General features: G+C 72.6%; 13 protein-coding genes. 6 read left to right on the plus strand and 7 right to left on the minus strand.

Features of this window, described 5'->3' with window-relative positions; all coding sequences use genetic code 11:
- Positions 1-16 precede the first annotated feature (16 nt).
- The 4 genes from ACSQ2D_RS20630 to ACSQ2D_RS20645 all read right to left on the minus strand — a co-directional run bounded on the left by ACSQ2D_RS20630 (position 17) and on the right by ACSQ2D_RS20645 (position 4,112).
- Positions 17-943, minus strand: a complete 927-nt coding sequence (locus tag ACSQ2D_RS20630) for an NAD-dependent epimerase/dehydratase family protein (protein ID WP_435987787.1) — start codon at positions 941-943, stop codon at positions 17-19.
- 45 nt (positions 944-988) lie between these two features.
- Positions 989-2,566 carry a phospholipase D family protein gene (locus ACSQ2D_RS20635; RefSeq protein WP_435987788.1) on the minus strand — a complete coding sequence of 526 codons (1,578 nt, stop codon included), beginning with the start codon at positions 2,564-2,566 and terminating at the stop codon, positions 989-991.
- An 86-nt stretch (positions 2,567-2,652) separates the two neighbouring features.
- Positions 2,653-3,531 (minus strand): RNA polymerase sigma-70 factor, encoded by an 879-nt coding sequence (locus ACSQ2D_RS20640; protein WP_435987789.1) that lies wholly within the window; start codon positions 3,529-3,531, stop codon positions 2,653-2,655.
- A complete protein-coding gene (locus ACSQ2D_RS20645) occupies positions 3,528-4,112 on the minus strand; it encodes a carboxymuconolactone decarboxylase family protein (RefSeq protein ID WP_435987790.1) in 585 nt (194 codons plus the stop codon). The genes ACSQ2D_RS20640 and ACSQ2D_RS20645 overlap by 4 nt, the downstream gene beginning before the upstream one ends.
- Positions 4,113-4,255: 143 nt before the next feature.
- Here ACSQ2D_RS20645 and arr point away from each other — a divergent pair, with 143 nt between their 5' ends.
- Genes arr through ACSQ2D_RS20660 form a run of 3 tightly spaced genes read left to right on the plus strand, consistent with a single transcriptional unit; the run spans position 4,256 to position 6,618 of the window.
- The gene (arr, locus tag ACSQ2D_RS20650; RefSeq protein WP_435987791.1) at positions 4,256-5,209 is read left to right on the plus strand and encodes an NAD(+)--rifampin ADP-ribosyltransferase; all 954 of its coding nucleotides are present in this window, start codon (positions 4,256-4,258) and stop codon (positions 5,207-5,209) included.
- Positions 5,210-5,242: 33 nt separating this feature from the next.
- A complete protein-coding gene (locus ACSQ2D_RS20655) occupies positions 5,243-5,806 on the plus strand; it encodes a GNAT family N-acetyltransferase (RefSeq protein WP_435987792.1) in 564 nt (187 codons plus the stop codon).
- Complete coding sequence (locus ACSQ2D_RS20660) at positions 5,803-6,618, plus strand: isocitrate lyase/PEP mutase family protein (protein WP_435987793.1); 816 nt, start codon at positions 5,803-5,805, stop codon at positions 6,616-6,618. Before ACSQ2D_RS20655 ends, ACSQ2D_RS20660 begins: the two co-directional genes overlap by 4 nt.
- A gap of 92 nt (positions 6,619-6,710) precedes the next feature.
- Here ACSQ2D_RS20660 and ACSQ2D_RS20665 read toward each other — a convergent pair whose 3' ends face one another.
- On the minus strand, positions 6,711-7,055 hold the full coding sequence (locus ACSQ2D_RS20665; RefSeq protein ID WP_435987794.1) for a DUF2200 domain-containing protein: 345 nt from the start codon (positions 7,053-7,055) through the stop codon (positions 6,711-6,713).
- Positions 7,056-7,175: 120 nt separating this feature from the next.
- Between ACSQ2D_RS20665 and ACSQ2D_RS20670 the strand changes: the two genes are divergently transcribed.
- Entirely contained in the window at positions 7,176-8,204 is a 1,029-nt protein-coding gene (locus ACSQ2D_RS20670) for a GNAT family N-acetyltransferase (protein WP_435987795.1), read from the plus strand.
- Between the two features lie 10 nt (positions 8,205-8,214).
- Positions 8,215-8,574 (plus strand): VOC family protein, encoded by a 360-nt coding sequence (locus ACSQ2D_RS20675; RefSeq protein ID WP_435987796.1) that lies wholly within the window; start codon positions 8,215-8,217, stop codon positions 8,572-8,574.
- Between the two features lie 63 nt (positions 8,575-8,637).
- On the opposite strand, the gene xylA is transcribed toward ACSQ2D_RS20675, so the two are convergent.
- Positions 8,638-9,816 carry a xylose isomerase gene (gene xylA / locus ACSQ2D_RS20680; RefSeq protein WP_435987797.1) on the minus strand — a complete coding sequence of 393 codons (1,179 nt, stop codon included), beginning with the start codon at positions 9,814-9,816 and terminating at the stop codon, positions 8,638-8,640.
- A 66-nt stretch (positions 9,817-9,882) separates the two neighbouring features.
- On the opposite strand from xylA, the gene ACSQ2D_RS20685 reads away from it, so the two are divergent.
- Entirely contained in the window at positions 9,883-11,073 is a 1,191-nt protein-coding gene (locus ACSQ2D_RS20685) for an ROK family protein (protein WP_435987798.1), read from the plus strand.
- A 21-nt stretch (positions 11,074-11,094) separates the two neighbouring features.
- Here ACSQ2D_RS20685 and ACSQ2D_RS20690 read toward each other — a convergent pair whose 3' ends face one another.
- On the minus strand, positions 11,095-11,676 hold the full coding sequence (locus tag ACSQ2D_RS20690; protein ID WP_435987799.1) for a dihydrofolate reductase family protein: 582 nt from the start codon (positions 11,674-11,676) through the stop codon (positions 11,095-11,097).
- Positions 11,677-11,782: the final 106 nt, after the last annotated feature.

Below are 11,782 nucleotides of genomic sequence, written 5' to 3' on the forward strand. Positions count from 1 at the left end.
GGCGTACCTCCCGCTCCTAGCGGGACGCCACCCACGCGTCGACGGCTTCGAGGACCGTGTCCGTGACGCTGTGCCGGGGGACGAAGCCGAGCAGGTCGCGAGCCTTGTCCATCGAGAACATCGGCGACCGGCCCAGGTGGTCCTCGGTCAGCGCGACCTGCTCGGGGTCGAGACCGTCGACGAAGTCGGCCCACGGCACGAAGTCGATCCGGGGCTCGTGGCCGAAGTGGCGCGCGAGCAGCTCGGCGTAGCCCCGGAGGGTCAGGGCCTGCGTGCAGACGCTGTTGAAGCTCTCGCCCGCAGCGTCGTCGGGCTGCTCGACGCAGGCCTGGTGCAGCGCCGCGACGTCCTCGGCGTGGACGTGGTGGATGGTCTCGCCACCCCGGTCGGGCAGCGTGCACGAGCCGGCGGCGCGCAGCGACTCGATGACCGCGGGGTCGACGTTGCCCGCCGGTCCGATGGGCATCCAGCCGGGACCGCTGATGTGGCCGGGGTGCACGACGCTGGCCCGCACCCGGTCCTGGCCCATGAGGTACTGCTCGACCGAACGCTTGCCGATGCCGTAGTCGCCGTAGGGGCGCTTGGGGGCGTCCTCGGTCGTCGGCACGAGCGTGCTGGGACCGTAGGACCAGATGCTGCCGGTGTGGACCACGTGCTGGCCGTCGAGTGCCTCGACGAGCTGCTCGGCCTGGGCGGTCGTGAAGCACGTGAGGTCCACGACCGCGTCGGGCCCGAGGTCGGCGACGAACGTGCCGAACCGGCCCTCGCGCTCCGCGGCCTCCCGGTCGCGCGTGACCATCTCGACCCGGTCCCAGAGCGGGTCGTCGCGATAGGGGAGGCTCGTCCCCCGGCTGACGACGACGGTCTCGTGCCCGGCCCTTACGAGGCTCGGGACGAGGTAGGTGCCGATGTGACCAGTCCCGCCGATGACGACCGTACGCATGCCGGCAACACTAACCAGCGCGCGCAGGTCGGTCCCCGACGACCATCAGTAGCGGTCGGCCTCGCGCAGCACCTTCGGTCGTCCGTCGGGGTCGTGGACCAGGTCGAGTGGCGGCGCCGCCCATCTGCGCTCACGAGCCGTGAGCTGCGGCATCGGCAGCGGACGCAACCGCCCCGGCGGCCGCTCCCCGTACCTGCCGCCCGCGTGCCAGGCCTCGAGCTCCGCGGCACGGGTCGCGTAGGCCTCGAACATCCCCGCGGGATCGAGGCAGTCGCCCATCGCCGCCTCGAGACCGCGGTCTCTCACCGCCTTCAGCCGGTCGAGGTGCTCGGCCGCGAGCGTGAGCCGCAGGTCGCGGGCATACGCCTCGTCGAGCACGACGGCCGACAGCTCCGAGTCGTGCGTCCACGAGCGGCGGCTGAAGTTGTCCGAGCCGATCCCGGCCCACGTGTCGTCGATGACGCAGACCTTGGCGTGGACGTAGACGGGAACGCCCGCATGGTTCTCGATCCCGTATGCCGCCACGCGCCCGGGAGCGACCGCCGTGAGCCGGGCGATCGCCCGGTCACGACCGAGCAGCTGCGGCACGCGGTTGACCCCGTCGAGGTCGGGGACGAGCGGGATGACGACGACGAGGTGCAGGCCCGGCTGCGTCCGCAGCTGCTCCTCGAAGACGCGCGCCACGTCGTGCCCCCAGAAGTACTGGTCCTCGACGTAGACGAGGCGCTCCGCCCGCCGCACCGCCTTGGCGTAGCCGCGCGCCACGCTGCGCTCGCCACCCCTGGCGAAGGGATAGTCCCGGCCGTGCCTGAGGTCGGGATAGGTCCGGAGGAGCTGCACCGTGTGGTCCCCGGCGGGCGGCGGAGGTGGCCACTGCTCGGGGAGCGGCGCCGGCGAGCTGGCCAGACCGCGGGCCCTGTCGGCCGCGCGTCGCCACGGAGCCCGCGACAACGGCGTCGGGTCCTCCCACCTCTCCCGGAACACCGTCTCGACGTCGTGGACCGCGGGCCCCTGGATCGCCGTCTGGACGTCGTGCCACGGCGGGTGCGCGCCGTACTCGTCGGTGAGGCGCTGGGACTGCGGGTCACCCTCGTGCGTCGCGTCGTCGCGCCGGTTGTGCGCGAGGTCGATCCCGCCGACGAACGCCACGTCGCGGGTCGGGTCGTCACGGTGCCGGATGACGACGAACTTCTGGTGGTGCGAGCCACCGGAGCGCACCCGCATGTCGAGCAGCACCTTCACGCCCCGCTTCTCCAGCTGCTCCCCGAGGTGACGGTTCTCCGCGGCGAAGAAGCCGGTCCGGTCGAGGTGCGAGCGCCACACGAGCCCGTAGACGACGACGCCGCGCTGGTCCGCGCGGGAGAGCACCTCGACCACCTCGCTGCCGGGCTCGCCGGTCAGCCGCTCGTCGCCATCGCCCTGCCAGTCGGTGAAGAGCACGAGGTCGCCCGGTCCCGTCGCCTCGAGCGCGTCGTGGAGCGCGCGGAAGTACGTCGCGCCGTGGATGAGCGGACGCACGTGGTTGCCCTCGGACCACGCCCGGTCACCGTGGAGCTCGTCGACCCGGGTCGTCGGGTTGCCGCGCTCGGCCCGGGTCAGCAACCAGTCAGCAGGCTCGACCATGCTTCGAGCATGCCGCATCGGTCACAGCGGCGAGCGCTCCGACGGCACACGCGACCGTCACCGATCGCGTATGCCGTGAGGCGGAGTCAGCGGCTCAGCTCGGCCTCCTGCCCCAGCCGCTCGAGCTTCGTCGGGTTGCGCATCGCGTAGACGTGGGTGATCCGGCCGTCCTCGACGTCCACGCTCACGACCGTCGTGCCGAAGACCGGCAGGTCGATCCGCACCGCGCGTCCACCGTTGAGCGACAGCGTCGCGATCTGCGCGCCTTCGCTGACGCGGGGGAAGGCCGAGAGGAAGTTCGCCACCCGCTTGGCGCCGGTGACCGGATGCCGCGCGGCCTGCACCAGCCCGCCGCCGTCGGCGACGAGGACGACGTCGGGGGCGAGCACGTCGAGCAGGCCCTGCACGTCACCGGTCGTCACCGCGGCCATGAAGCGCTCGAGCACCTGCTCCTGCTCCGACCGGTCGACCGCCACCCGGGGACGACGGGCCGCCACGTGCTCGCGGGCGCGGTGGGCCACCTGGCGCACCGCCGCCGTCCCCTTGCCGATGGCCTCGGCGATCTCGTCGTAGGGCACGTCGAAGACCTCGCGCAGCACGAAGACCGCCCGCTCGGTCGGGGTCAGCGTCTCGAGCACCGTGAGCATCGCGATCGACACGCTCTCGGCGAGCTCGACGTCCTCGGCGACGTCCGGGCTCGTGAGCAGCGGCTCCGGCAGCCACTCGCCGACGTAGTCCTCTCGTCGCCGGGCGAGGGTGCGCAGCCGGTTGAGCGCCTGCCGGGTGACGATCCGCACGAGGTAGGCGCGCGGGTCGCGCACCTCGGCGCGCGCCTCGTCGCCGAGGTCGGCCCACCGCAGCCACGTCTCCTGCACGACGTCCTCGGCGTCGGCGGCCGAGCCGAGCATCTCGTAGGCCACCGTGAAGAGCAGGCTGCGGTGGTCGAGGAACGGGTCCCGGCTCATGCCGTCGAGCGTACGGCGGTGCGCTCCGCCATCGGCTTGAGCCCGCACGCCGATGCGAAGCCCTCAGACTCGATCCCGAGCGCGACGTTCGAGCGCGTCGTGAGGTTGTCGTAGCCGATGACCGTCGTCAGCTCGACGAGCCCTGCGGAGCCGAGCTGCCCCTCGAGGCTCCCGACCATCTCGTCGGTGACGGTGGGCGGCGTCTGGCTCATCGCCTCGGCGTACCCCATGACCTCCCGCTCGAGCGGCGTGAACACGTCGGACTCGCGCCACCGCGGGATCTCGCGCGCCCGCTCGACGTCGAGCCCGTGGTTCTTGGCCATGAAGTAGTTGAAGTCGAGGCACCACGTGCAGCCGACGAGCGACGCCACGGCCATGTGCGCGAAGGACTTGAGGCCCTCGTCGCACGCGTCCCACTTCTGCAGCTGCTGGCCGAAGCGCATGCCGGCCTTGAGCGCCGGAACGTGGTGCCACATGACACCGAGCGACTCCGGCACCTGGCCGAACATCCTGCGGCTGAACGCCTTGACGACAGCGCCGTACGCGCCGGTGATCGGCTTCGGCTGGATCCTGGTGGTCATGGTTCCTCCTCGGGGGAACGTGGGGGGTTGCGTCGACATGAAGACACCGCCCGCGCCCCCGATGTGACATCCCGGCGCCACAAACACCGAAAACCGGTCGGCCGACCGCCCGCTGCCGGGCCACCCGTGCAAAACTCCCAAGGATGCCGACGCCTACCGGTGACTTCGAGCTGACGACGGACGAGCTGCGCGCCGTCGTGGCGTATGCCGTGTCGTGCGCCGAGCCCTCCCTCCTCCTCTTCGAGCGGGCTGAGCCCGACGACCCGCGGCCCGCGGCCGCGCTCGACGCCGCCCGCGCCTTCGTCGACGGCGCTCCGCGCTCGCGCCTCCAGAGGACGGCCGCCACGGACGCCCACCGCGCGGCGAAGGAGGCGTCGACCGAGCCCGCCCGGCACGCGGCGACCGCCGCCGGCGATGCGGCCGCGGCGGCATACCTCCACCCGCTGGCCAAGGCGACGCAGGTGCGCCACATCCTCGGGGCGGCGGCCCATGCCGCCCGGGCGGCCGAGCTCGCCCGGGGCGATGACCCCGTCGTCGCGGAGTACGTCGTCGACGCAGCGGCCAAGCGGGCCACGCCCGAGCTGCTCGACGTGCTCGGTCGCTACCCGCGAGCGCCGCACGGACACACCCGGGTCGCCGCCCTCATGACCCGGCTCGACAGCCTGCTCCGCGACCCGCCGCCGACGCCCCGGGTCGTCGACGACCCGGGCCCCTTCTTCCACGGGACGCGGGCCGACGTGGCCGTCGGCGAGCTGCTCACCCCGGGGTGGCGCTCCAACTACGGTTCGGGCCGGCAGTCGAAGCACATCTACCTCACGGCCACGCGCGAGGGCGCCCCGCTCGCCGCCGAGCTCGCCCGCGGCGACGGGCCGCCGCGCGTCTACCGGGTCGAGCCGGTCGGCACGATCGAGGACGACCCGAACGTCACCGACAAGCGCTTCCCCGGCAACCCGACCCGCTCCTACCGCACGACAGAGCCGCTGCGCGTCGTCGAGGAGATCGTCGGCTGGGAGCCGCCGCCGCAGGCGATGGTCGAGCACATCCGCTCCAGCATGGGCGAGCTGGCCGAGCTCGGCATCGAGGCCATGGACGACTAGGGACCGACCGAGGAGCAGGGCGAGGAGGGGACGATGACGGACTACGAGGTCACGGCGCTGACGCCGGACACCTGGGACGCGTACGCCGCGATGATCGAGCGGCACGGCGGGGTCTTCGGTGGCTGCTGGTGCACGTGGTTCCACACGATGAGCTGGGAGAAGGGGCGCGAGTACGACGCCAACCGGGACCTCAAGAAGCGCCTCGTCGAGGAGGGCCGGGCGCACGCCGCGCTCGTCTTCGACGGCGACGAGGCCGTCGCGTGGGCGCAGTACGGCTCGCCCGCCGAGCTGCCCAACATCCGCCACCGCAAGCAGTACGAGGCCGAGACGGACGTCCTGCCCGACTACCGCGTCACGTGCATCTTCGTCGACAAGCGCTACCGCCGGAAGCACCTGTCGGACCTCGCCCTCCAGGGCGTCGTCGACCTCATCGCGGCGTCCGGCGGCGGCACCGTCGAGGGCTACCCGCACGACAAGGGCGGCAAGCGGGAGGCCGTGCTCTACAGCGGCACCCGCACCCTCTTCGAGCGCACCGGCTTCGCCTATGTCCGACCCAAGGGCACGACGAACTGCGTCATGCGCCGGACCGTGCCATGACGGCAATGTCCCGGTCCGACAAGGCCGCTGCGCTCCTCGCGCTGCACGACGGCCCCGGCTTCGTGCTGCCCAACGCCTGGGACGCCGGCTCGGCGCGGATCCTCGAGCAGGTCGGGTTTCCGGCGATCGCGACGACCAGCGCCGGGATCGCCTGGGCGTCAGGGGTCCCCGACGGCGGTGCGATGGACCGCGACACGATGCTCGGCCACATCGCCCGGATCGTCGCCGCCGTGGACGTGCCCGTGACCGCCGACCTCGAGGCCGGCTACGGCGACAGCGCCGAGCAGGTCGGCCGCACCGTGGCCCTCGCCGCCGGGACCGGCGCCGTCGGGGCCAACCTCGAGGACATCGTCGACGGGCGCCTCTTCCCGGTCGACGAGGCGGTCGACCGCATCGCCGCCGCCCGGGTCGCGGCACCCCGCGGCACCTTCGTCATCAACGCCCGCACCGACACGTACTTCGCCGGTGTCGACGGCGACGTCTTCGCCCAGACGGTCGAGCGCACGAGCCGCTACCTCGAGGCCGGAGCCGACTGCGTCTTCGTGCCCGGCGTCGTCGACGAGGACTCGATCCGCCGGCTCGCCGCGGCGATCCCGGGCCCGCTCAACATCGTGGCCGGCCTCGCCAACACCATCGACGCGCGCACGCTCTTCGCCCTCGGCGTCAGGCGAGTCAGCCTGGGCGGCAGTCTCGCCCGCGCGTCGCTCAGCCTGCTCGAGCGCGCCGGCCGGGAGCTGCTCGACACCGGCACCCTCGGCTTCCTCGACGGCGCGGTCGGCTACGCCGACCTGCAGGAGCGCTTCCGCCCGTAGTCACCCGTCGCCTCCCGGCGAGACGGCGTATGCCGTGTCGCCGGGCCTGCGGTGAGCCGCGGTCAGCGGCGGTCAGCGGCGGTCAGCTGCGGTCAGCTGCGCAGGACCTTCTCCATCTTCCTGCCCTTGGCGAGCTCATCGACGAGCTTGTCGAGGTAGCGGATCTTCTGCATGAGCGGGTCCTCGACCTCCTCGACCCGGATGCCGCAGACCGTGCCCGTGATCGCGGATGCGTTGGGATTGAGGTGCGCCTGGTCGAAGAAGTCCTCGAAGGTCGTCTCCGCGGCGAGCTGCCGGGCCAGGGTCTTGTCGTCGAAGCCGGTCAGCCACTCGATGACCTCGTCGAGCTCGGCCTGGGTGCGGCCCTTGCGCTCGAGCTTCTTGACGTAGAGCGGGTAGACCGACGCGAAGGACGTCGTGAAGATGCGGTGCGCCATCCCTCGAGGGTAGCCACGGGGTGAGCGCCACGGGGCCGGCCGCCCGATTCACGCTGGCTGCGGGCGTCCGCATGAGGCACGATCGGGAGCCCAGCCCCTCGCCGAGAACGGTTCTCCCGCATGAGCATCGCCGTCACCGTCCGACCGCTCGACGTCGGCGACGACATCGAGCTCGCCGCCGCGCATGCCGTGGAGTCGGCGGCGACGAGCGACGTCCGTCCCGGCTGGGTGCCCATGGGCGAGGCGGCCCGGCTCGCCGCGTGGCGCGCCGACACCGGGTGGACCTGTCACCTCGTCGGGGCGTTCGACGGCACCGACCTCGTCGGCATCGCCTCGGCCCAGACGGCCCACGACACCCCCGACACGTGCTGGGTCGACGTCGCCGTGCACCCCCGCTCGCTGCGACAGGGCGTGGGTGGTCGTCTGGCCCGCGCGGCCGAGCAGAGCGCCCCCGCCACGGTCAGCCGCTTCGTCGCCAGCGCCTACCGCCCCACTCGGGCCACGATGGACGAGCTCGTCGGCGGCTTCGCCCACCGGCTCGGCTACGCCCTCGCCACGACCGAGACCGTCGTCGAGCTCGACCTGGCGCGCGCCCGGCTGCCGGTGGACACCGACGGCCACCCCACGGCATACGCCATCTCGACGCACGTCGACGGCGTCCCCGAGCACCTGCGCGCGCAGGTGGGCGTGCTCAAGGGGCTCGTCGACGCGGAGGCGCCCCACGGAGAGCTGGGCTGGCAGCCCACGCCGGTCAGCGCGGAGGAGTACGCGGCCGAGATCGCGCTCGCTCAGGAGCAGGGGCGCACGACGATCGAGTCCGTCGCCCTCGCCCCGGACGGCTCCGTCGTCGCCTGGACCGGTCTCGCCGTCGGCCCCGACCCCGCGCGCCCCGCCCAGATCGAGGGGACGCTCGTGCTGTCCGACCACCGCGGGCACCGGCTCGGCCGGGCCGTCAAGCTCGCCTCGCTCCACGCCACCCGCGAGCACGGCCGCGCGGCACGTGTGCGGACGAGCAGCGACGACGAGAACCGGTGGATGCGGGCCGTCAACGCCGAGCTCGGCTTCGTCCCCGTCGAGCTCGAGGTCATCGTGCAGCGGGACCGAGAGTCCTCGACGCCACGGACGCCGATCGTCCGGGACACGCCCTAGCGTTCCTGCCATGGCTATCGCTCGCTACCCCAGCTTCGTCCTCGACTGCCCCGACGCGGAGGCCCTCGCGACCTTCTACGGCAGCCTGCTCGGCTGGACGGTCAAGACGTCCGACGGGTGGGGTGAGATCCGCGACGAGAGCGGGCAGCAGTGCATCTGCTTCCAGCAGGTCGAGGACTTCACCGCGCCCCAGTGGCCCGGCCAGGCCGTGCCGCAGCAGATGCACCTCGACGTCATGGTCGAGGACCTCGACGCGGCCGAGCCCGAGGTGCTCGCGCTCGGTGCGACGAAGCACGAGCACCAGCCGGGCACGTCGTTCCGCGTCTTCCTCGACCCGGGCGGACACCCCTTCTGCCTCTGCGTCGACTGAGGCGAGGACCTGCCGACTGGCCGACCGGCCGAGTGGCCGGCCGGCCGGCCGCGCTCGGGTGCCTCAGCCGACGAGGTGCTCGAGCGCGAGCTGGTTGAGCCGGACGAAGCCGTAGTCGCGCTCGGCGGCCTTCTCGGCGTCGAAGCCGTCGTCGGTCGCGAGGAAGTCGTCGAGCGACTCCCCGGCACCCAGGGTCGGCTCGGCGAGGTCGAGCACCCCGGCATACGCCCACGCCTCCGCGGTGCGCGGGTCGGCGCGGAAGGCGGCGGCCTTGTCGGAGAGCAGGAGGTACATCGACATGCACGCCTTGGCCGACTCCCACACGCCGTCCATGAACTCGGTGCGCGACGGCTTGTAGTCGAAGTGCCGGGGCCCGGTGTAGCGCGGCCCGTCGGGCACGCCGGGGAAGCCGTTCTCGATCAGGTCGACGGTGAAGAAGGCCGACACGAGGTCGCCGTGGCCGAAGACGAGGTCCTGGTCGTACTTGATGCCGCGCTGGCCGTTGAGGTCGATGTGGAAGAGCTTGTCGCTCCACAGCGCCTGGCCGAGCGCGTGCGTGTAGTTGAGGCCGGCCATCTGCTCGTGCCCAGTCTCGGGGTTGAGGCCGACGATGTCGCCGTGGTCGAGCTCGGCGATGAGCGCGAGCGCGTGCCCGACGGTCGGCAGGAAGATGTCGCCGCGCGGCTCGTTCGGCTTGGGCTCCAAGGCGATCCGCAGGTCGTAGCCCTGGCTCTTGATGTAGCCGGCGACGGTGTCGAGCCCCTCCTTGTAGCGGTCGAAGGCGGCGTGGAGGTCCTTCGACCCGTCGTACTCGCTGCCCTCGCGACCACCCCACATGACGAACGTCGACGCGCCCATCTCGGCGGCGAGGTCGACGGCGCGCAGCACCTTGCGCAGCCCGAAGCGGCGCACGCCGCGGTCGTTGGCCGTGAGACCGCCGTCCTTGAAGACGGGGTGGCTGAAGGTGTTCGTCGTGACCATCTCGATGGTCAGGCCGGCGCGGTCGGTCGCGTCCTTGAGCTGGCCGGTGATGCGCGCGCGGGTCGCGTCGTCGGCGTCGAAGGGGAAGACGTCGTTGTCGTGGAAGGTGATGCCCCAGGCGCCGAGCTCGGCGAGCTTGTCGGAGTACTCCCACGGGTCGAGGACGGGGCGCGTCGGGCCGCCGAACGGGTCGGTGCCGGTCCAGCCGACGGTCCAGAGACCGAAGGAGAACTTGTCGTCGGGGGTGGGCTGGCGCGTCATTGCGACTCCTCGAGAGGGATTAGTTTTGTCATGCAACTTACGTCGTGGACCGGCTAGGGTCAAGGCATGGCCAACCTGCGCCAGGCGAGCCTGCGCCACGCGAACCTCGCCCTCGTCGCGCGCACCGTCCTCGCCGCCGAGACCCCGCCGTCGCGCGCGGACGTCGCGGTGGCCACGTCGCTGACCCGCTCGACCGTGTCGCGGCTCGTCGACGAGCTCGTCGCGGGCGGCATCCTCGACGAGGTCGAGTCCGTCGTCGGCGGGCCGGGTCGGCCCGGGCGGCCGGCCACTCCGCTGCGGGCGTCGACGGGTCGCTTCGCCGCGCTCGGCCTGCAGATCGGTGTCGGCCACCTCGCGGCCAGGCTCGTCGACCTCTCGGGGGCGGTGCTCGCCGAGCGCCTCGTCATCGCCGACCTCGCCGGATCACGGCCCGGCGCCACGCTCCGCCGCCTGGCGACGGTGGCCACCCGCGTGCTGGACGCCACCCCTGACGGCTGTCGCGTCGTCGGCGCGGGACTGGCGCTGCCCGGCATCGTCGACGCCGAGGCCGGCCGTCTGCTCAGCGCTCCCAATCTCGGCTGGGACGACGTCGACCCCCGCCGTGCGCTCGAGGCCGTCCTCGGCGACCTCACCCTCCGGGTCGGCAACGAGGCCGACCTCGCGGCCCACGCCTACGCCCATCCGGCGCCCGGACGCGACAGCACGCCGCAGGACTTCGTCTACCTCAGCGGCGAGGTCGGCATCGGTGGCGCGGTCGTCGTCGACGGCGAGGTCATGACCGGACGCCACGGCTGGGCCGGGGAGATCGGCCACGTCTGCGTCGACCCCGACGGGCCCGCCTGCCGCTGTGGCTCAACCGGCTGTCTCGAGCAGTATGCCGGCCGGCTCGCCATGCTCGACGCCGCGGGACTGGGCGCCTCCACCCCGCCGGCCGAGCTCGCGGCGCGCGCGCGTGGCGGCGACGGGCCGGCGTTGTGGGCCATGCGATCAGCGGCCCGGGCGCTCGGCATCGCCCTCGCGGGTGTCGTCAACGTGCTCGACATCCCCACGGTCGTCCTCGGCGGCCACCTGGCGCAGGTCGGGGACCTGCTCACCCCGGGCGTCGAGGAGATCCTCGGCCGACGGGTGCTGTCGGCGCGCTGGGTCAGCCCCACGGTCGCCGTCGCCTCGGACGACCCGGCCCCTGGCGCCACGGGCGCAGCGCTGCTCGCCCTCGACGGGCTCGTCCGCGATCCCGCCGGGCTGCTCGGACACTGAGTCGCGCGGCGGCCGGGGCGGTCAGCGGCGCACCCGGTAGCGCAGGTGGAGCACGCGGTCGCCCTGAAGCACGACGTCAGGGTCCTCCAGGAGGTGCTGCGCGTCGACCGACCCGAAGTAGCGCTTGCCCGATCCCAGCACGACGGGTGCGACGTCCATGCGCACCTCGTCGACCAGACCCGCCGCGAGCACCTGGCCACCGACGTCGCCTGCGGCGACCTCGACCAGGCGGCCACCCGCTAGCTCCTGCGCCGTGGCCACGGCCGCCTCGATGCCGTCGACGAAGTGGAACGGCGCCTCGCGGTCCCAGCCCTCGGGCGCCGGCCGGTGCGTCACGACGACGACGTGGTCGATCCCGCCGGGAGGCGTCCCGTCCCAGCCGTCCGTGAGGTCGAAGACGTGACGGCCGACGACGGTCACCCCGATCTGGTCCCAGTAGGGGCGGATGTAGTCGTAGGACGTCTGCGACACCTTCAGCACCCCGCTCTCGTCCAACGCGACGTCACCGCCGGTCAACCAGTCGAACAGCGGTCCGGGCTGGTCGTTCTCGACGGCGATGAAGCCGTCGACCGACAGCGAGGCATACATGACCACCGTGCCCACGACGCTCTCCTCATGCTTGGGGTCTCCCCAAACTAGCGTCGTGAGCACCGCCTGTGAACGTCAGCGGATCGAGGCTGCCGTAGCAATGGCTGGCGCGAAAAGGGTG

This window comes from Terrabacter sp. LjRoot27, assembly GCF_964254175.1.
In the GTDB taxonomy this organism is placed as follows: domain Bacteria; phylum Actinomycetota; class Actinomycetes; order Actinomycetales; family Dermatophilaceae; genus Terrabacter.